Source organism: Cellulomonas sp. P5_E12 (assembly GCF_054049315.1).
Genome location: NZ_JBFUMP010000007.1, coordinates 45,426 through 64,258, shown reverse-complemented (window position 1 = coordinate 64,258; position 18,833 = coordinate 45,426). Strand labels below are relative to the sequence as shown.

At 73.9% G+C, this 18,833-nt stretch carries 17 protein-coding genes and 1 riboswitch; all 17 genes read right to left on the bottom strand.

Features of this window, described 5'->3' with window-relative positions; all coding sequences use genetic code 11:
• Nucleotides 1-73: 73 nt before the first annotated feature.
• Nucleotides 74-206: riboswitch (FMN riboswitch) on the bottom strand.
• 52 nt (nt 207-258) lie between these two features.
• Nucleotides 259-918 (bottom strand): ribulose-phosphate 3-epimerase, encoded by a 660-nt coding sequence (rpe, locus tag ACXJKA_RS08090; protein ID WP_456824676.1) that lies wholly within the window; start codon nt 916-918, stop codon nt 259-261.
• A 19-nt stretch (nt 919-937) separates the two neighbouring features.
• Nucleotides 938-2,452: an RsmB/NOP family class I SAM-dependent RNA methyltransferase gene (locus tag ACXJKA_RS08085; RefSeq protein ID WP_456824675.1), complete on the bottom strand. Its 1,515-nt coding sequence runs from the start codon at nt 2,450-2,452 to the stop codon at nt 938-940.
• Complete coding sequence (fmt, locus tag ACXJKA_RS08080) at nt 2,449-3,387, bottom strand: methionyl-tRNA formyltransferase (protein ID WP_456824674.1); 939 nt, start codon at nt 3,385-3,387, stop codon at nt 2,449-2,451. The genes ACXJKA_RS08085 and fmt overlap by 4 nt, the downstream gene beginning before the upstream one ends.
• A gap of 10 nt (nt 3,388-3,397) precedes the next feature.
• Nucleotides 3,398-4,021: an HAD-IA family hydrolase gene (locus ACXJKA_RS08075; RefSeq protein WP_456824673.1), complete on the bottom strand. Its 624-nt coding sequence runs from the start codon at nt 4,019-4,021 to the stop codon at nt 3,398-3,400.
• Nucleotides 4,018-6,072, bottom strand: coding sequence for a primosomal protein N' (locus tag ACXJKA_RS08070; protein ID WP_456824790.1), 2,055 nt, complete (start codon nt 6,070-6,072; stop codon nt 4,018-4,020). The genes ACXJKA_RS08075 and ACXJKA_RS08070 overlap by 4 nt, the downstream gene beginning before the upstream one ends.
• 85 nt (nt 6,073-6,157) lie before the next feature.
• Nucleotides 6,158-7,360: a methionine adenosyltransferase gene (gene metK / locus ACXJKA_RS08065; protein ID WP_456824672.1), complete on the bottom strand. Its 1,203-nt coding sequence runs from the start codon at nt 7,358-7,360 to the stop codon at nt 6,158-6,160.
• Nucleotides 7,361-7,403: 43 nt separating this feature from the next.
• A complete protein-coding gene (gene coaBC / locus ACXJKA_RS08060; protein WP_456824671.1) occupies nt 7,404-8,600 on the bottom strand; it encodes a bifunctional phosphopantothenoylcysteine decarboxylase/phosphopantothenate--cysteine ligase CoaBC in 1,197 nt (398 codons plus the stop codon).
• Between the two features lie 10 nt (nt 8,601-8,610).
• Complete coding sequence (rpoZ, locus tag ACXJKA_RS08055) at nt 8,611-8,874, bottom strand: DNA-directed RNA polymerase subunit omega (RefSeq protein WP_028046344.1); 264 nt, start codon at nt 8,872-8,874, stop codon at nt 8,611-8,613.
• Nucleotides 8,875-8,915: 41 nt separating this feature from the next.
• Nucleotides 8,916-9,485, bottom strand: a complete 570-nt coding sequence (gene gmk / locus ACXJKA_RS08050) for a guanylate kinase (RefSeq protein WP_456824670.1) — start codon at nt 9,483-9,485, stop codon at nt 8,916-8,918.
• A 43-nt stretch (nt 9,486-9,528) separates the two neighbouring features.
• Nucleotides 9,529-9,840 carry an integration host factor, actinobacterial type gene (gene mihF / locus ACXJKA_RS08045; RefSeq protein ID WP_370505526.1) on the bottom strand — a complete coding sequence of 104 codons (312 nt, stop codon included), beginning with the start codon at nt 9,838-9,840 and terminating at the stop codon, nt 9,529-9,531.
• 145 nt (nt 9,841-9,985) lie between these two features.
• Nucleotides 9,986-10,846: an orotidine-5'-phosphate decarboxylase gene (pyrF, locus tag ACXJKA_RS08040; protein ID WP_456824669.1), complete on the bottom strand. Its 861-nt coding sequence runs from the start codon at nt 10,844-10,846 to the stop codon at nt 9,986-9,988.
• Nucleotides 10,843-14,181, bottom strand: coding sequence for a carbamoyl-phosphate synthase large subunit (carB, locus tag ACXJKA_RS08035; RefSeq protein ID WP_456824668.1), 3,339 nt, complete (start codon nt 14,179-14,181; stop codon nt 10,843-10,845). Before carB ends, pyrF begins: the two co-directional genes overlap by 4 nt.
• Nucleotides 14,181-15,353, bottom strand: coding sequence for a glutamine-hydrolyzing carbamoyl-phosphate synthase small subunit (gene carA / locus ACXJKA_RS08030; RefSeq protein ID WP_456824667.1), 1,173 nt, complete (start codon nt 15,351-15,353; stop codon nt 14,181-14,183). Before carA ends, carB begins: the two co-directional genes overlap by 1 nt.
• Nucleotides 15,350-15,886 carry a PH-like domain-containing protein gene (locus tag ACXJKA_RS08025; RefSeq protein WP_456824666.1) on the bottom strand — a complete coding sequence of 179 codons (537 nt, stop codon included), beginning with the start codon at nt 15,884-15,886 and terminating at the stop codon, nt 15,350-15,352. Before ACXJKA_RS08025 ends, carA begins: the two co-directional genes overlap by 4 nt.
• Nucleotides 15,883-17,202, bottom strand: a complete 1,320-nt coding sequence (locus ACXJKA_RS08020; RefSeq protein WP_456824665.1) for a dihydroorotase — start codon at nt 17,200-17,202, stop codon at nt 15,883-15,885. Before ACXJKA_RS08020 ends, ACXJKA_RS08025 begins: the two co-directional genes overlap by 4 nt.
• Nucleotides 17,199-18,203 carry an aspartate carbamoyltransferase catalytic subunit gene (locus ACXJKA_RS08015; protein ID WP_456824664.1) on the bottom strand — a complete coding sequence of 335 codons (1,005 nt, stop codon included), beginning with the start codon at nt 18,201-18,203 and terminating at the stop codon, nt 17,199-17,201. Before ACXJKA_RS08015 ends, ACXJKA_RS08020 begins: the two co-directional genes overlap by 4 nt.
• Nucleotides 18,200-18,790 carry a bifunctional pyr operon transcriptional regulator/uracil phosphoribosyltransferase PyrR gene (gene pyrR / locus ACXJKA_RS08010; protein ID WP_456824663.1) on the bottom strand — a complete coding sequence of 197 codons (591 nt, stop codon included), beginning with the start codon at nt 18,788-18,790 and terminating at the stop codon, nt 18,200-18,202. The genes ACXJKA_RS08015 and pyrR overlap by 4 nt, the downstream gene beginning before the upstream one ends.
• Between the last annotated feature and the right edge of the window lie 43 nt (nt 18,791-18,833).

Sequence of the window (18,833 nt, the reverse complement as noted above, 5' to 3'; positions counted from 1 at the left end):
CACCTCCGGGCGCGATCGCTCCGGGGTCTGGGCGGCAGGAGTGATCCCGCAACCACGGCGCACAGAGCGCCGCCACGTGATCCTCCCATCCGGACTTTCACCGTCGGTCCTGGAGTTCCACCAGGTCAACCGCCTGATCCTTGCGGACCGTGCGGGTCGCGGACTGTCACCGCCGGCTCGGAATTACACCGACCCCGGAGCACGTGTTGTGTGTTCGTACTGCGCCAACGATCATGCCACACGGGACATTCCCGCCGGTCAGGCGTCCGCGTCCGCCAGCGCCCGCAGGGCCGCGATCTCGACCGCGATGTCGGGCGCACCGTAGACCGCGGAGCCCGCGACGAACACGTTCGCGCCGGCGGCGGCGATCCGGCCGATGGTGTCGCGCGCGACTCCGCCGTCGACCTGGATCCACGTGTCCCCGCCGGAGGCGTCCAGGACGGCACGGGCGCGGCGGATCTTCGGCAGCATCCCCTCGATGAACGACTGGCCGCCGAAGCCGGGCTCGACCGTCATCACCAGCACCATGTCGAACTCCGGCAGGAGGTCGAGCAGCGGCTCGACCGGCGAGGCGGGCCGCAGCGCGATCCCCGCCCGGACGCCGCGCGACCGCAGCTCCCGGGCCAGCCGCACGGGTGCCTGCGTCGCCTCGGCGTGGAACGTCACGGAGGCCGCGCCGGCCGCGGCGTACTCGGGTGCCCACCGGTCGGCGTCCTCGATCATGAGGTGCACGTCGAGCGGGACGGGCGAGACCTCGGCGATCCGCGTCACCACGGGCAGGCCGAGGGTCAGGTTCGGCACGAAGTGGTTGTCCATGACGTCGACGTGCACGAAGTCGGCGGTCGAGATCGCCTGGAGGTCGCGCTCGAGGTTGGCGAAGTCGGCGGACAGGATGCTCGGGTTGATCAGCGCAGGCACCCGGCCAGCCTAGAGGGGGTCAGGACGTCCGGCGCAGGAGCGTCAGGTGCATCGCGTCGGTCCCGTGCACGTGCGGCCACAGCTGCACGTCCGTCCGCGCGTCGTCCAGCTCGACGACTCCCCCGGGGGCGATCCCGCGCACGACCGCGCGCGCGTCCACCGGCTCGACCTCGATCCCTGCCCGGCCCGCGGCGCGGAGCGCGTCCTTGACGACGAGCTGCGTCTCGACGAGGTGCGGCGAGCAGGTGACGTAGGCGACGACGCCACCGGGCCGCACCGCCCGCAGCGCCGAGACCAACAGGTCGCGCTGCAGCGCGCTCAGGCCCGCGAGGTCGGCCGGCGACCGGCGCCACCGCGCCTCCGGACGCCGGCGGAGGGCGCCGAGACCGGTGCACGGCGCATCGACCATCACGCGGTCGAACGAGCCCGGCTCGTCGGTGCCGACCGTCCGGCCGTCGCCCGTCCGCACGTCCTCGACCGCGTCCGCGGGCACCGCGCGCAGCGCCTGCTCCACCAGGCGGGTGCGGTGCGGCTGCACCTCGTTGGCGACGATGCGGGCGCCGCGCTCCCCGGCGACGGCCGCGAGCAGCGCCGCCTTGCCCCCGGGGCCGGCGCACAGGTCGAGCCAGCGCTCGTCCGGGCCGTCCAGCGGCGCCTCCGTGAGCGCGAGCGCGACCAGCTGGCTGCCCTCGTCCTGCACCCCGGCGCGACCGTCGCGGACGCTGGGAAGGGCCGCCGGGTCGCCCCCGGACAGGACGACCGCCGTCGGTGCGAGGGCGCCGACCGTGCCCACGCCGTCGCCGGCGTCGTCGACGACCTCGTCGGTCCCCGCCAGGCCCGGCCGGGCGACTATCGTCACGCGCGGAGCGACGTTGTCGGCCGCGAGGAGCGCGCCGACCTCGTCGGCCGAGCGACCGTTGCCCACCAGGGCCTCGCGCAGCGCGCGGACGGCCCACAGCGGGTGGCTCTCGACGACCGAGAGCCGAGCGAGCTCGTCGTCGCCGGCGGCGTCGGCGATCCGCTCCTCCCAGACCTCCGGCGTCTCGCGCCCGACCGCGCGCAGGACGGCGTTGACGAACTGCGAAGGTCCGGTGCCCAGCTGCTCGCGGGCCAGCCCGACGGTCTCCGAGACCGCGGCGTGGGCGGGCACGCGCATGCCGAGCAGCTGGTGGACGCCGAGCCGCAGCACGTCGAGGGCGGGGGCGTCGATGGTGTCGACCGCGCGGGACGACGCCTGCGCGATGATCGCGTCGTACCGACCCTGGAGACGCAGCGTGCCGTACGCGAGCTCGGTGGCGAACGCGGCGTCGCGCCCGGTGATCCGGCGCTCCCGCAGCAGCGGCGGGAGCACGAGGTTGGCGTACGAGTCGGTGCCCGCGACGGCGCGCAGGACGTCGTACGCGGCCGTGCGGGCCGGGTCGCTGCCCCGGCGGCGCTGCGAGGGAGCGGCGGCGGACCGCTGCGTGCGCCCCTGCGACCTGGCCGCTCCGCGCTGGCGGCCCTGCGGGTCGCGCCGGTCGTCGGTGGGGCTCATGCGGCACCCCCGAGCACGACGTCCGCGTCGAGCCGGGCGCCGCGCGCCCAGTCGGCCGCCGCCATCGCGCGCTTGCCCTGCGGGGTCACCTCGGTCAGCCGTACCGCGTGCCCGCCGGTCCCGACGAGCACCTCCTTCTTGCCGACGAGCAGCTGCCCCGGCGCGAGGTCCGCCACCTCCGGGACGAGGCGGACCGGTGCCAGACCCAGCCGGGAGCCGTCGGGCAGCGTCGTCCACGCGCCCGGCGCCGGCGTGCAGCCGCGGATCCGCCGGTCGACGGCGTGCGCCGGGTGCGACCAGCGCACCCGGGCGTCGTCGACCTCGATCTTCGGCGCGAGGCTGACCCCGTCGGTGGTCTGGTCGACGGGGCTGAGGATGCCGTCCTCCAGCGCGTCGAGGGTCTGCACCAGCAGACCGGCGCCGGCCACGGCGAGGCGCCCGAGCAGGTCGCCCGACGTGTCGCGCGGGCGGATCGTCTCCGTGAGGAACCCGAAGACCGGCCCGGTGTCCAGGCCCGCCTCGAGTCGGAACGTCGACGCGCCCGTGACCTCGTCGCCCGCGATGATCGCGTGCTGCACCGGCGCCGCACCCCGCCAGGCGGGCAGGACCGAGAAGTGCAGGTTCACCCAGCCGTGCACGGGCACGTCGAGCAGGGCGGGCGGGATCAGCGCGCCGTAGGCGACGACCGGTGCCGCGTCGACCTCGAGCTCCGCCAGCCTCGCCTGGAAGTCCTCGTCGCGTGGTCGCTGCGGCGTCAGCACCTCGAGCCCAGCCTCCAGGGCGCGCGCCTTCACCTCGCTCGGCGCCGACGAGCGGCCACGCCCGGAGCGGGCGTCGGGGCGCGTGAGGACGGCGACCACCTCGTGACGGGAGGCGAGGAGCGCCTCGAGCGACGGCACCGCGGCCGCGGGGGTTCCGGCGAAGAGCAGTCGCATGGCGTCGATCCTAGGTGCGCGGCAGCGCGAGCCCGCGCGCGACCAGGTCCGCGCGCAGGGCGTCCGCCGACGTGAACAGCAGCGCGTCGAACCCGGACGCGGCCGCCGCGGCGACGTTGGTGGCGGAGTCGTCGACGAACACAGTCCGCCGCGGGTCCAGGCCGTAGCGCTGCGTCAGCAGCCCGAACATCCGCGGGTCGGGCTTTGCCACGCCGACCTCACCCGAGACCAGCACGTCCTCGAGCAGCCCGATCGCCGGTGCCGCCGGCTCGGCGAGGTGGAACGTCTCGGCCGACCAGTTGGTCAGCCCGAGGAGGCGGACCCCGAGCGCCGCCAGGTCCCGCACCAGCCGCTCCGAGCCCGGCACCGGACCGACCAGCGTGTCCGCGAAGTGCGCGACGTACAGGTCCAGCGCGGGCAGGTGCTCGGGGGCGCTGGCCGCAAGCGCCTGGCGCGCGTCGGCCCAGGATCGGCCCGCGTCCTGGTGGTGGTTGAAGGCCATGAAGTCGAGGTCCGTGAAGAAGGCCTCGACCTCGCGCGCCGGCAGGCGACCGACGAACGGCCGGTACGGGTCCCAGCCCACCAGCACGTTGCCGAGGTCGAACACCACGGCGTCGATCATCCGGTCGCTCACCCCAGCTCCGTCGGGTCCAGGACCACGCGGACCGATCCGCCCTCGCGACGGGCGCTGCGCACCGCCAGCGACGCCGCGACGGCCTTCGCGAGTGCGGCGCCCCGGGACCGCGGCACGCGCACGATCGCCCGGACGTCCGGTTCCAGCGCGCCGGCCTCGGCCTCCCGGACGGGGACCGGACCGAGGACCTCGGCGTCCGGCAGGTCGAGCCGCGCCAGCAGGGTGTCGACGGCGTCCCGAGGCCCGGTGACGGCCGCCATGCGGACCGACGGGGGCAGCGCGAGCTCGACCCGCTCCGCGAGCTCCCGGGAAGCGTACCCGGCCGGGTCCCACCGTACGAGCGCCTGCGTCGCACGCTCCTCGGCGTCGCCGACCAGCACGACGACCCCACCCTCGGAGGAGGGGCGCACGAGGGCCGCGGCCGCCAGCCAGCGGCGCAGGGCGTCCTCGCCGGTGCGCAGCGACACCCCGGCGGTGCTCACCGCGGCGTCGAGCAGGAGGGCTGCCGCATAGCCGCCCGGTGCGACCGGCTCGGCGCCCGGCGTCGAGACGACGACGGCCGGGACGTCCGGAACGGTCGCCAGCACGCCCGCGGAGGCGCGCGCACCGGACACGCGGACGGGGACGCCCGGGAAGGCGCGACCGAGCTCCTCGGCCGTCCGTTCCGAGCCGACCCGCACCGAGCGCAGCGCCCCGGCGCCGCACTCGGTGCACCGCCAGTCGGTGGCCAGCCGGCCGCACCAGCCGCAGGTCGGGATCCCGCCGGCGCTGGTCAGGCCGAGCGGGCCGTGGCAGACGCCGCACAGGGCGGCCGTGCGGCAGCGGCCGCAGGCGACAACGGGCACGTACCCGGCGCGCGGCACCTGGACAAGAACAGGCCCGTCCGCGAGCCGGTCCCGGAGCGTCTTCCACGCGGGCGCGGGCAGCCGAGCGGCGGCCGCCGGACCCTCACGGGCGAGCTCGACGGACGTGAGCGCGAGCACGCGGGCCGCCCGGGCGCGCGTCGTCGCCCGGTCCGCCGTGACCTCCCGCGCCCAGCCGGACTCCACGAGCGCCTGCGCCTCGACGCTGCGACCGTGCGCCGCCACGAGCAGCGCACACCCCTCGAGCTCCGAGCGCAGGGCCAGAACCTCGCGCACGTGCGGGTAGGGCGCGCGTGGCTCGGCGTGCAGCGGGTCGCCGTCGTCCCAGACGACGGCGAGCCCGAGGTTCTGGACGGGGGCGAACGCCGACGCGCGCGTCCCGACGACGACCGACGCCTGCCCGCGCAGCGCGGCGAGGAACGACCGGTAGCGGGCGGCGGGGCCGTCGTCGGCCGCCAGCCGGACGGCTCCGCCGGACGAGCCGGGGGTCCACCGCGGGATCCCGACATCCTCGAGCGCCGTCAGGACGCGGTCGATGTCCCGGGCGTCGGGGACGACGACCAGCGCGCCCCGGCCACCCAGCACGCACGCCGCGACGGCCTGGGCGATCGCGTCGGGCCACCGCTCCCCCGCCGCGCCGGGCAGCGCCGACCAGACCGCACGCGGCGCACCGCCGGCGGTCACGTGCTGGAGCAGGGCGGCGCCACCGCGGTACGGCGCCCACGCGGTGGCCGACGGCGAGGGAGCCGGCGGCTCGGCCGCGGGCGTCGGCACCTCAGCCTCGACCCGGGCGTGCCGCGCGGGGATCGCGAGGCGCAGCACGTCGTTGAGCGTGCCCGCCCAGCGGTCGGCCACCGCGCGGGCGAGGCGGGCGACCTGCGGGGTGAGGACCGGCTCCGCGGAGACGACCTTGCGCACGGGTACGAGCGCCCCGTCGTGCTCCGCCTCGTCCACGCGCTCGAGGACGTAGCCGTTGACGTCCCCCTGCGCGCCGAACCGCACCTTGACCCGGGCGCCCGGCACGGCGGTGTCCGCCAGGGCCGCGGGCACCAGGTACTCGTAGACGCGGTCCAGGTGGGCGGGCACCAGGTCCACGCACACCCGCGCCACCGGCTGGTGCTCGGCCAGGGCCGCACCGCCGGGCAGGGCGCGGGATCGCCGCCGCGGCTGCGGCAGGCCCTCGAGCATCAGCTGCTCGCCGCTCCCGCTCACGTCCACCGGGTCATCACACCATCCGCCGCCCACGGGTGACGGCCCGCGGGAAGGAGCCGGTTCAGCCCACCGCGGACTGCAGGTCCGCCACGCGGTCCGTGCGCTCCCAGGTGAACTCGGGCAGCTCGCGGCCGAAGTGGCCGTAGGCGGCGGTCTTGCGGTAGATCGGGCGCAGCAGGTCGAGGTCGCGCACGATCGCGGCCGGGCGCAGGTCGAAGACCTCGCGGATGGCGGCCGTCAGCCGGGCGACCGGCACGGTCTCCGTGCCGAACGTCTCGACGTAGAGGCCGACGGGGTTCGCCTTGCCGATGGCGTAGGCGACCTGCACCTCGCAGCGGCGCGCGAGACCCGCGGCGACGATGTTCTTGGCCACCCACCGCATCGCGTACGCGGCCGAGCGGTCCACCTTCGACGGGTCCTTGCCGGAGAACGCGCCGCCGCCGTGCCGCGCGATGCCGCCGTACGAGTCGACGATGATCTTGCGACCCGTGAGGCCCGCGTCGCCCTGGGGACCGCCGACGACGAAGGTGCCCGTCGGGTTGACCAGCAGGCGGTAGTCGGAGATGTCGAGGTCGAGCTGCGCGAGCACCGGTGCGACGACCAGCTCAGAGATCGCGGGCCGCAGGGTGGTCTCCAGCTGCACGTCCGGGTCGTGCTGCGTGGACAGGACGACCGTGTCGAGCCGCACGGCGCGGTCGCCGTCGTACCCGATGGTGACCTGGGTCTTCCCGTCGGGCCGCAGCCCCGGGACGACCTCCTCCTTGCGCACGAGCGTCAGGCGCTCGGCCAGCCGGTGCGCGAGCCAGATGGGCAGCGGGAGCAGCGTGGGGGTGTCGTCGCTGGCGTACCCGAACATCAGGCCCTGGTCGCCGGCGCCCTGCGCGTCGAGCGGGTCGAGGTCGGAGGTGTCCTCGCGGACCTCGATCGCCTTGTCCACGCCCGCCGCGATGTCCGGCGACTGCTGCCCGATCGACACGGAGATGCCGCACGAGTCGCCGTCGAAGCCGATGGCGGACGACGTGTAGCCGATGCCCTTGACCACCTGGCGGACGATCTGCGGGATCTCGACGTACGCGCTGGTGGTGACCTCGCCGGCGACGTGCACCAGGCCCGTGGTCACCATCGTCTCGACGGCCACGCGTGCCTGCGGGTCCTGCTCGAGGATCGCGTCGAGGATAGCGTCGGAGATCTGGTCACAGATCTTGTCCGGGTGCCCCTCGGTCACGGACTCGGACGTGAACAGGCGCAGGTCGGGCTGAGTCATGGCCGACAGCGTAATGGGCGCGCCCCGCGCCAGGTGCTCGATCTCAGCCGCGGGCCACGACGGCGTCCCAGACGGCGTCGGCGACCTGGTCCTTGCTGCCGCTGGCCTCGGCGACGACCGCACCGGTCCCGTCGAGGATCGTGACGTCGTTGGCGTCGCTGCCGAACCCCCGACCGCCACCGACGGCGTTCACCACGAGCAGGTCGGCGCCCTTGCGCAGCGCCTTGGCGCGGCCGTGCTCGAGCACGCTGCCGGTCTCGTCGCCCGTCTCGGCCGCGAAGCCGACCACCACCTGACCGACGCGCAACCGGTCGGCGGCGAGCTCGGCAAGGATGTCGACCGTCTCGACCAGCTCCAGCACCGTGGGTTCGCCGTCGTGCTGCTTCTTGATCTTGGCCTCCGCGCTCGTGCGCGGGCGGTAGTCGGCGACCGCGGCCGCCATGACGACGACGTCGGCGTCCTTGGCGGCGGCCCGGACGGCGTCGCGCAGCTCCGCGCCGGTCTCGGCGCGCACCACGTCGACCCCCACCGGGGCGGGGACGTCGATGTTCGCGGCGACGAGCGTGACCCGGGCGCCCCGGGCGTGCGCCGCGCGGGCCAGTGCCACACCCTGGCGGCCCGAGGACCGGTTGCCGAGGAAGCGGACCGGGTCGAGGGGCTCACGGGTGCCGCCGGCGGAGACCACGACGTGCCGGCCGGTCAGGTCGCGGGGCCGGTCCACCAGCAGGGCCAGGGCCGCGGCCGCGATGTCCTCGGGCTCGGGGAGCCGGCCCGGTCCGGTGTCCGAGCCGGTCAGGCGACCGGCCGCAGGGTCGAGCACGTGCGTTCCGCGAGCCCGCAGCGTCGCCACGTTCGCGACGGTGGCCGGGTGCTCCCACATCTCCGTGTGCATCGCCGGCGCGAGCAGGACGGGGCAGCGGGCGACGAGCAGCGTGGCGGTCAGCAGGTCGTCCGCCTGGCCGGCGGCGGCGCGCGCGAGCAGGTCGGCCGTCGCCGGGGCGACGATCACGAGCTCGGCCTGCTTGCCGACGGCGACGTGCGCCACCTGGTCGACGTCCTCGAACACGTCGGTGGTCACCGGCTGGCCCGAGAGTGCCTCCCACGTCGCACGGCCGACGAACTCGAGCGCCGCCCGCGTGGGCACGACGCGGACCTCGTGGCCCTGCTCACGCAGCAGCCGGAGCAGCAGCACAGCCTTGTAGGCGGCGATCCCGCCCGCGACCCCGAGGACGATGCGCATGGTGGGGCGGTCAGCCCTCCGTGGCCTCGGACGTCAGCAGGCCGGCGTCGATCTCGCGCATGGCGATCGAGAGCGGCTTCTCCTGCGGACGGGTGTCCACCAGCGGGCCGACGTACTCCAGCAGGCCCTCGTTGAGCTGCGAGTAGTAGGCGTTGATCTGACGCGCGCGCTTGGCCGAGTACAGGACGAGCGCGTACTTGGAGTCGGCGCGCTCGAGCAGACGGTCGATGGGCGGGTCGGTGATGCCGGTGGGGGCGGCGACGGTTCCGGACACGGTGATCTCCCGTACGTAAAAGGGGTTGGGCTAGGGCCATCCTACCTGGTCGAAATCCCCATCCCGCGGACCAGCTCGTCGGTCGCCCGGTGCACGTCGTCGTTCACGATGACCTGGTCGAACTCCGCCTCGGCCGCGAGCTCGACCCGGGCCGTCGAGAGGCGGCGCTCGCGCTCCTCGGCGTCCTCGGTCCCCCGCCCGACCAGACGCCGCTCCAGCTCGGCGAACGACGGCGGCGCGAGGAACACGAAGTGCGCGTCCGGCATGGACTCGCGCACCTGCCGAGCCCCCTGCAGGTCGATCTCGAGGAGCGCCGGCTTGCCGGCCGCGAGCTGCTCCTCGACCGGCTTACGGGGCGTGCCGTACCGGTTGCGGCCGTGCACGACGGCCCACTCGAGAAGGTCGCCGCGCTCGACCATGCGGTCGAACTCGTCGCCCGAGACGAACAGGTAGTGCACCCCGTCCACCTCGCCCGGACGCGGTGACCGCGTCGTCGCGGACACCGAGAGCCAGACCTCGGGGTAGCGGGAGCGGACGTCGGCGGACACCGTCCCCTTGCCGACGGCTGTCGGTCCGGCGAGCACGGTCAGCCGGGCAGGCGTCGTCGTCATGGGTGGTGCGGTACTCCTCGAGATGCGCGGCGCCGGCAGCCTGTCACCCGAAGCGGTCGACGAGGGCCTTCACCTGGTGCGGTCCGAGACCCCGGACGCGCCGGGTCTCGGAGATTCCGATCTCGGAGATGATCGCACGCGCCTTGACCTTGCCGACGCCAGGGAGCGACTCGAGCAGCGCCAGGACCTTGAGCTTGCCGATCGTCTCGTCCTGCTGCCCCTGCGCGATCACCTCGGAGAGCGTGCCCTGCGAGTACTTGAGGCGATTCTTGACCTCAGCGCGGGCCTGCCGGGCGGCCGCGGCCTTCTGGAGCGCTGCCGCTCGTTGTTCGGGAGTCAGCGGAGGGAGTGCCACGCGCGTCACCTTCTCGTCAGTGGGCCGGCGACCCACGTGGAAGTGCGCGGGATCGTGACAACGAAACTAGCGAGCGMCACCCTCATCGGCAATGCGAGCGGGCCCCCAGCGCGCCCGGACCTGCACCGACACGCCGCGCCCGAGCTCAGGACAGTGCCGCGGCAGCCTCGTCCGACGCCGTGCGGGCCGCCGCGCGCAGCGCGCTCACGGACGGGCCGGCGGCCAGGACGCCCCGGGACGACGACGCGAGGACGGCCCGGCGCGCGTCGCCGAAGACGTCGGCCAGCTCGGCCGCGCCGGCGCCCTGGGCGCCGACCCCCGGGGCGAGCAGAGGTCCGCGGACCGCGGCGAGGTCGACGCCCACCTGACGCGCGGCGTCGCCGATCGTCGCGCCGACGACGAGGCCGACTGACCCCAGCGCCGCGCCCGACGACGCGATCTCCGCCTCGTTGGCCGCCTGCGCCGCACGTGCGATGCTCGCCGCCACCGAGACCCCGTCGGCGCCGCGCGCGTGCTGCACGCTGGCGCCCTCCGGGTTCGACGTGAGCGCCAGGACGAAGAGCCCGCGGCCCGAGGCGGATGCGGCCTCGAGCGCCGGGGCGAGCGACCCGAAGCCGAGGAACGGCGACACGGTCAGCGCGTCGCCGGCCAGCGGGGAGCCGTCTCGCAGGAACGCGTCCGCGTAGGCGCCCATGGTGGAGCCGATGTCGCCGCGCTTGGCGTCCACGATCACGAGGGTGCCGGTGTCCCGGCCCGCCGCGACGATCTCCTCGAGCACCGCGACGCCGGCGGACCCGTGCCGTTCGAAGAACGCGGCCTGCGGCTTGACGGCCGCGACGTGCCCGGCGACCGCGTCGAGCACGGTCAGCGCGAAACGCCGCAGGCCCGAGGCGTCGTCGGGCAGCCCCCACGCCTCCAGCAGGCTCGTGTGGGGATCGATGCCCACGCACAGCGGCCCGTGGGCCTCCATGGCGGCCGCCAGGCGGGCGCCGAACGCCGCGGTCACGCGCGGGCCGCCGCGCGTGCCTCGCGGCGCACCAGGGCGGCCGCGTCGTGCTCCTGCAGGCTGGTCACCTTGAAGGGGCCGGCCAGCCGCGCCTCGATGGCCTGCACGGCGGCTCCCAGCTGCTGGACGGTGGTGACCATGGCCTTGTCGGCCGCGGTCGTGGCCGCGCGGATCTCGTAGCCGTCCGCGCGGGCGCCCTGGCCCGACGGCGTGTTCACCACCATGTCGACCGAGCCGTCGGTGATGAGGTCGACGATGGTCGGCTCCCCCGCCTCGCCGCGACCCGAGGAGTACTTGCGCACGACCGTCGATGCGATGCCGCTGCGGTGCAGGACGGCCGCGGTGCCCTCGGTCGCCAGGATCTCGAAGCCCAGCTCCGCCAGGCGCTTGACCGGGAAGATGATCGAGCGCTTGTCCCGGTCGGCCACCGAGATGAACGCCCGCCCACCGGTCGGCAGGCCGCCGAACGCCGCGTCCTGCGACTTGGCGAAGGCCGTCGGGAAGTCGACGTCGAAGCCCATGACCTCGCCCGTGGAGCGCATCTCCGGGCCGAGCACGGTGTCGACGACGACGCCCTCCTTGGTGCGGAACCGCTTGAAGGGCAGCACGGCCTCCTTGACCGCGATCGGCGAGTCGAGGTCGAGCACGCTCGCGTCGTCGACCGGGAGGATGCCCTGGTCACGCAGGTCGGCGATCGAGCGGCCCGCCATGACCAGCGCGGCGGCCTTGGCCAGCGAGACGCCGGTCGCCTTGGAGACGAACGGGACCGTGCGGGACGCCCGCGGGTTGGCCTCGAGCACGTAGAGCACGTCGGAGACCAGCGCGAACTGGATGTTGAGCAGCCCGTGCACCCCGACACCCCGCGCGATCGCCTCGGTGGACAGGCGGATGCGCTCGAGCTCGCTGGTCGAGAGCGTCACCGGCGGAAGCGTGCACGCCGAGTCGCCCGAGTGGATGCCGGCCTCCTCGATGTGCTCCATCACGCCGCCGAGGAACAGCTCGGTGCCGTCGAAGAGCGCGTCGACGTCGATCTCGATGGCGTCGTCGAGGAAGCGGTCGATGAGCAGGGGCGGCAGCGTGCCCGCGCGTCCCCCGTCGGCCGCGTTGTCTAGCGCGCGCTGGACGTACTCGTTGAGCTGCGGCTCGTCGTAGACGATCTCCATGCCGCGCCCGCCCAGCACGTAGCTCGGGCGCACGAGGACGGGGAAGCCGATCCGGCGGGCCGTGTCGCGGGCTCCCGCCTGCGTCGTCGCGGTGCCGAACGCGGGTGCGGGCAGGCCGGCGGCCTCGAGCACCTTGCCGAACTCGCCGCGGTCCTCGGCGGCGTCGATCGCGGCCGGCGAGGTGCCGAGGATCGGCAGGCCGGCGTCGAACAGGCGCTGGGCCAGGGACAGCGGCGTCTGGCCGCCGAGCGTGACGATGAGGCCCTCGACCGGTCCCGCGGCGAGCTCGGCCGTGTAGACCTCGAGCACGTCCTCGAACGTCAGGGGTTCGAAGTACAGCCGGTCGGACGTGTCGTAGTCCGTCGAGACGGTCTCCGGGTTGCAGTTGATCATCACGGTCTCGTACTCGCCCTTGAGCGCCAGCGCGGCGTGCACGCACGAGTAGTCGAACTCGATGCCCTGGCCGATGCGGTTGGGGCCGGAGCCGAGGATGAGGATCGCCGGGCGGGTGCGCGGGGCGACCTCCGACTCCTCGTCGTAGGACGAGTAGTGGTACGGCGTGCTGGCGGCGAACTCGGCGGCGCAGGTGTCGACGGTCTTGAACACCGGGCGAAGGCCGACCGCGTGGCGGGCGCCGCGGACGGCGTCCTCCGACGTGCGGCGCAGGGTCGCGATCTGGGCGTCCGACAGGCCGTGGCGCTTGGCGTGCAGCAGCACGTCGCGGGTCAGGGCGTCGGCCGTGCGGGTCTGCTCGGCGACCTCGTTGATGAGCTGGATCTGGTCGAGGAACCACGGGTCGATGCCGGTGAGCTCGTAGACCTTCTCGAGGCTGACGCCGGAGCGGAGGACCTGCTGGACGTCGACGAGGCGGTGCTCGGTGGGCCGGGAGATCGTCGCGACGAGCGCGTCGAGGGCGTCGCCGGACAGGGCGTCGCCGGCCCAGTGGAACACCGAGCCCTTCTTGTCGATCGACCGCATGGCCTTGCCGAGCGCCTCGGTGAAGTTGCGGCCGAGGGCCATCGCCTCGCCGACCGACTTCATGGTCGTGGTCAGCGTGTCGTCGGCGGCCGGGAACTTCTCGAACGCGAACCGCGGGACCTTGACGACGACGTAGTCGAGCGTGGGCTCGAACGACGCCGGGGTGGAGCCGCCCGTGATGTCGTTGGGGATCTCGTCCAGCGTGTAGCCGACCGCGAGCTTGGCCGCGATCTTGGCGATCGGGAACCCGGTCGCCTTGGAGGCCAGGGCGCTCGACCGCGACACGCGCGGGTTCATCTCGATGACGACGATGCGGCCGGTCGAGGGCTCGATGGCGAACTGGATGTTGCACCCGCCGGTGTCGACGCCGACCTCGCGGATGACCGCGATGCCGATGTCCCGCAGCCGCTGGTACTCGCGGTCCGTCAGGGTGAGCGCCGGGGCGACCGTGACGGAGTCGCCGGTGTGCACGCCGACCGGGTCGACGTTCTCGATCGAGCAGACGACCACGACGTTGTCGTGCTTGTCGCGCATGAGCTCGAGCTCGTACTCCTTCCAGCCGAGGATCGACTCCTCCAGGAGAACCTCGGTGGTCGGCGAGTAGTGCAGGCCCTGGCCGACGATGCGGCGCAGGTCGGTCTCGTCGTACGCGATGCCCGAGCCGAGGCCGCCCATGGTGAACGAGGGCCGCACGACGACGGGGTACTTGAGGTCGTCGACCGCGGCGAGCGCGTCGTCGATGGAGTGGACGATGGCGGATCGGGCGCTCTCGGCGCCGCAGACCTCCACGACCTCCTTGAACTGCTCGCGGTCCTCGCCCTTCTGGATCGAGGCGATGTTCGCGCCGATGAGCTCGACGCCGTACTTCTCGAGCACACCCGCCTCGTCCAGGGCGATCGCCGCGTTGAGGGCCGTCTGGCCGCCCAGCGTCGGCAGGATCGCGTCCGGGCGCTCTTTGGCGATGATCGTGGTGAGGATCTCGGTGGTGATCGGCTCGACGTACGTGGCGTCGGCGAACTCCGGGTCCGTCATGATCGTCGCCGGGTTCGAGTTGACCAGGATGACCCGCAGGCCCTCCTCCTTGAGCACGCGGCACGCCTGCGTCCCCGAGTAGTCGAACTCGCACGCCTGGCCGATGACGATCGGGCCGGACCCGATGACGAGGACGCTCTGGATGTCTGTGCGCCGGGGCATCAGGCGGCACCCTTCTTCTCGTTCATGAGGTCGACAAAGCGATCGAACAGGTAGGCCGCGTCGTGCGGGCCTGCCGCCGCCTCCGGGTGGTACTGCACCGAGAACGCCGGCAGGTCGAGCGCCTGCAGGCCCTCGACGACGTCGTCGTTGAGGTCGACGTGGCTGACGACGACCCGGCCGTAGCGGCCGCCGTCGTGCGGCGCGACGGACTCACCGTCGAGCGGGGCGTCGACCGCGAAGCCGTGGTTGTGGGCCGTGATCTCGACCTTGCCCGTGGCGCGGTCCATCACCGGCTGGTTCACGCCGCGGTGGCCGTAGCCCAGCTTGTAGGTGCCGTAGCCGAGCGCGCGGCCGAGCAGCTGGTTGCCGTAGCAGATGCCGAAGAACGGGATCTTGCGGTCCAGCACGTCGCGCAGGAGGTCGATCTCGTGCGTCGCGGCCGCCGGGTCCCCGGGGCCGTTGGAGAAGAAGACGCCGTCCGGCTGGGTGGCCAGGACGTCGTCGATCGTCGCCGTCGAGGGCAGCACGTGGACCCGCACGCCTCGCTCGGCGAGCCGCTGCGGCGTCATGGCCTTGATGCCGAGGTCCACCGCGGCGACCGTGGCGACGTGCTCCCCCACCGGCTCGACCACGTACGCCTCGTCCGTGGACACCTCGCCGGCCAGGTCGGCTCCCGCCATGCGGGGTGCGGCCAGCACGTCGTCCAGCAGCTCGTCGTCGGGCCGGCGCTCGCCGTCGCCGTCCAGGAGGGCGGCGCCCGAGAAGATGCCGGCGCGCATGACGCCGCGCTCGCGCAGGTGGCGGGTCAGGGCGCGGGTGTCGATCTCGCTGATCCCGACGATGCCCTGCGCCACGAGGTCGTCGTCGAGCGTCCGCTGGGAGCGCCAGTTCGACGCGCGCCGGGCGGGGTCGCGCACCACGTAGCCGGCCACCCAGATCTGCGCGGACTCGTCGTCCTCGTCGTTCACGCCGGTGTTCCCGATGTGCGGGGCCGTCATGACGACGATCTGCCGGTGGTACGACGGGTCGGTCAGCGTCTCCTGGTAGCCCGTCATGCCGGTGTTGAAGACGATCTCGCCCAGCGTGGAGCCTTCGGCGCCGTAGGGGCGGCCGGTGAAGGTCCGGCCGTCCTCGAGCATCAGCACCGCTTGCGGAACGGCAGTGTCGGTCATGAGTTCTCCTCCTGCGCGGGCGCCTCGCCCGTGGTGGTCAGCGTCGTGATCGCGTCGATGAGCCGCGCCTGGTCCGCGGCGTGCTTGGGTCGAAGGCCGGTGTCGAGGCCGCGGGGATCGGCGGGGTCGCCCTGCCAGGTGAGGACCACGAGGCCCTCTCCCCCGACGACCTTGCCGGCCATGCCCGGCGCTGACCCGGCGGACCGGACCGCGGCGGCGGGGACGAACAGGTCGGTCGAACCCTGGCGTGTGATCCGCACGCCGGCGTCGAACACGCCGACCTGCGCGGGGCTGCGGACGCCCAGCCCGTAGGCGGTGACCCGGTCGAGCCAGTCTCCCGCGCGGGTGGTCGACACGTAGACGGCGTCCACCGGCGCCAGCCGCTCCGCCCCGAGCCCCGCGGGCGGTACCGGCAGCGCCGGGAGCAGCGCGGCCGACCGTCGGGTGCGTGCCTGCCAGCCGGCGCGCATGCCGCGGTAGACGAGCAGCACGACCAGGACGAGGACGATCGTCGAGATCGCCTGGCGGCTCACGAGGAGACCACGACGCTCTCGTCGCACGCGGACCCGTCCATCACGGTGGCCCGGCCGCGCAGGAACGTCGCGATGACGCAGCCCGACAGCTCGCGGCCGCGGAACGGCGAGTTGACGCTGTGCGTCGCCTGCTCCTCGGGCACGACGACGCGGCGGATGCCGGGGTCKACCAGCGTGAGGTTGGCGGGCTCCCCGACGGCGATGGGCCGCCCGTGGTCGCCGACCCGGCCGATGCGGGCGGGTGCCGTGGACATGGCGCGGGCGACATCGGCCCAGGTCATCCGGCCGGTGTCGACCATGGTCTCCTGGACGACGGACAGCGCGGTCTCCAGCCCGGTCATGCCGAAGGCCGCCGCACCCCACTCGCAGTCCTTGTCCTCGCGCGTGTGCGGCGCGTGGTCCGTGGCGACGATGTCGATCGTGCCGTCGGCGAGGCCCTCGCGGACCGCCTCGACGTCGCGCTGCGTGCGCAGCGGCGGGTTGACCTTGAACACCGGGTCGTACCCGCGCGCCAGCTCGTCGGTGAGCATGAGGTGGTGCGGCGTGACCTCGGCCGTGACGTCGATCCCCCGCGACTTGGCCCAGCGGATGATCTCCACCGAGCCGGCCGTCGAGAGGTGGCAGACGTGCAGCCGCGAGCCGACGTGCTCGGCCAGCAGCACGTCGCGGGCGATGATCGCCTCCTCGGCGACCGCGGGCCAGCCGGCCAGACCCAGCTCCGCGGACACGACGCCCTCGTGCATCTGGGCGCCCTCGGTGAGGCGCGGCTCCTGCGCGTGCTGCGCGATGACCCCGTCGAACGCCTTGACGTACTCGAGCGCGCGCCGCATCACGACCGGGTCGTGCACGCACTTGCCGTCGTCGGAGAACACCCGGACCTGCGCCGCGGACTCGGCCATGGCGCCCAGCTCCGCCAGGCGCTCGCCCTCGAGGCCGACCGTGACGGCGCCGACCGGCCGCACGTCCGCCCAGCCGGCATCGCGGCCGAGGCGCCAGACCTGCTCGACCACTCCGGCCGTGTCCTGCGTCGGCGTCGTGTTGGCCATCGCGTGCACCGCGGTGAAGCCGCCCATCGCCGCGGCGCGGGTGCCGGAACGCACCGTCTCGGCGTCCTCGCGGCCGGGCTCGCGCAGGTGCGTGTGCAGGTCCACCAGGCCGGGCAGCAGGACGAGCCCGTGGCCGTTGATGACGACGGGGTTGTCGGCCTTCGCCTCGGCGTCCGGACCGATGGCCGCGATGATCCCGTCGGCCAGCAGGATGTCCGTGCTGCCGTCGCCCAGTGGGCTCACGTCCCGCAGCAGGTAGTTCCTCGTCACGCGTCAGTGCCCTTCTCGTCGGTGCTGGTGGTGGCTCGAGCGGGGGCATCGCCGCCCGCGAGCAGCAGGTACAGGACGGCCATGCGGACCGCGACGCCGTTGGCCACCTGCTCGACGATCACGGCGCGCGTGGAGTCGGCGGCGTCCGCCGAGATCTCCAGGCCGCGGTTCATCGGGCCGGGGTGCAGGACGATCGCGTGCTCGGGCAGCAGGCTGAGGCGCCGCGCGTCGAGGCCGTAGCGGCGCGTGTACTCGAGCGGGCTCGGGAAGAACCCGCCGCCCGCGCTCGACATCCGCTCACGCTGGACGCGCAGCATCATGATCGCGTCCGGCTTCTCGTCGGCGATGACCTCGTCGAGGTGGTACGACACGCGCGCCGGCCAGGCACCGACCCCCACCGGCAGCAGCGTGGGCGGCGCGACGAGCACCACCTCCGCGCCGAGGGTGTGCAGCAGCTGCACGTTCGAGCGCGCGACGCGGCTGTGCAGCACGTCGCCGACGATCGCGACCCGCAGCCCGGCCAGGTCGCGACCGGTGACGTCGCCCGGACCCACCAGGTGCCGGCGCAGCGTGTAGGCGTCGAGCAGCGCCTGCGTCGGGTGCTGGTGCATGCCGTCGCCCGCGTTGATCACGGCGCCGTGGGTCCAGCCGGCCGTCGCCAATGTGTGCGGCGCGCCCGAGGCGTGATGCCGGATCACCACCGCGTCGGCGCCCATGGCCTGCAGGGTCAGCGCGGTGTCCTTGAGGGACTCCCCCTTGGAGACGCTCGACCCCTTGGCGGAGAAGTTGATGACGTCCGCCGACAGCCGCTTGGCGGCCGTCTCGAACGAGATGCGGGTCCGCGTGGAGTCCTCGAAGAAGAGGTTGACCACCGTGCGGCCCCGGAGCGTGGGGAGCTTCTTGATCTCGCGGGCCTGCGTCGCGGCCATGGAGCCGGCCGTGTCGAGGATCCGGACCGCGTCGGCCAGATCGAGGTCGGCCGTGGACAGCAGGTGCTTCATCGCGCCCCTCCCTCGATGAGGACGGCATCGCGCCCGTCGCTCTCCTCGAGCAGGACGCGCACGCGCTCGCTCGTGGAGGTGGGCAGGTTCTTGCCGACGTAGTCGGCACGGATCGGCAGCTCGCGGTGGCCGCGGTCGACCAGCGCCGCGAGCTGGACCGCGCGCGGGCGACCGAGGTCGTTGATGGCGTCCAGCGCCGCGCGGATGGTCCGGCCCGAGTACAGGACGTCGTCCACCAGGACGACGACCTTGCCGTCCAGGCCCCCGCCGGGGATGTCGGTGGCGCCGATGGTCCGGGTGGGGTGCTGCGCGAGGTCGTCGCGGTACATGGTCACGTCGAGGCTGCCGACGAGGAGCTCGGGGTCCAGCCCCGGCTCGACCGCGACCAGGCGGTCCGCGAGGCGGCGGGCCAGCGGGAGGCCGCGCGTGGGGATGCCGAGCAGGACGACGTCGGCGCCGCCCTTGTTGCGTTCGAGGATCTCGTGCGCGATGCGCGTGAGGGCCCGGCTGATCTCCGGGGCGCCGAGGACCACGTTGCCGTCGTCGTCGACATCGTCCGTGGCGGGCGTGGGCGTGCCAGTGCTCATCAAGCAAACTCCTTCCCCGCCTCACGGGACGGGTCTTAAAGGA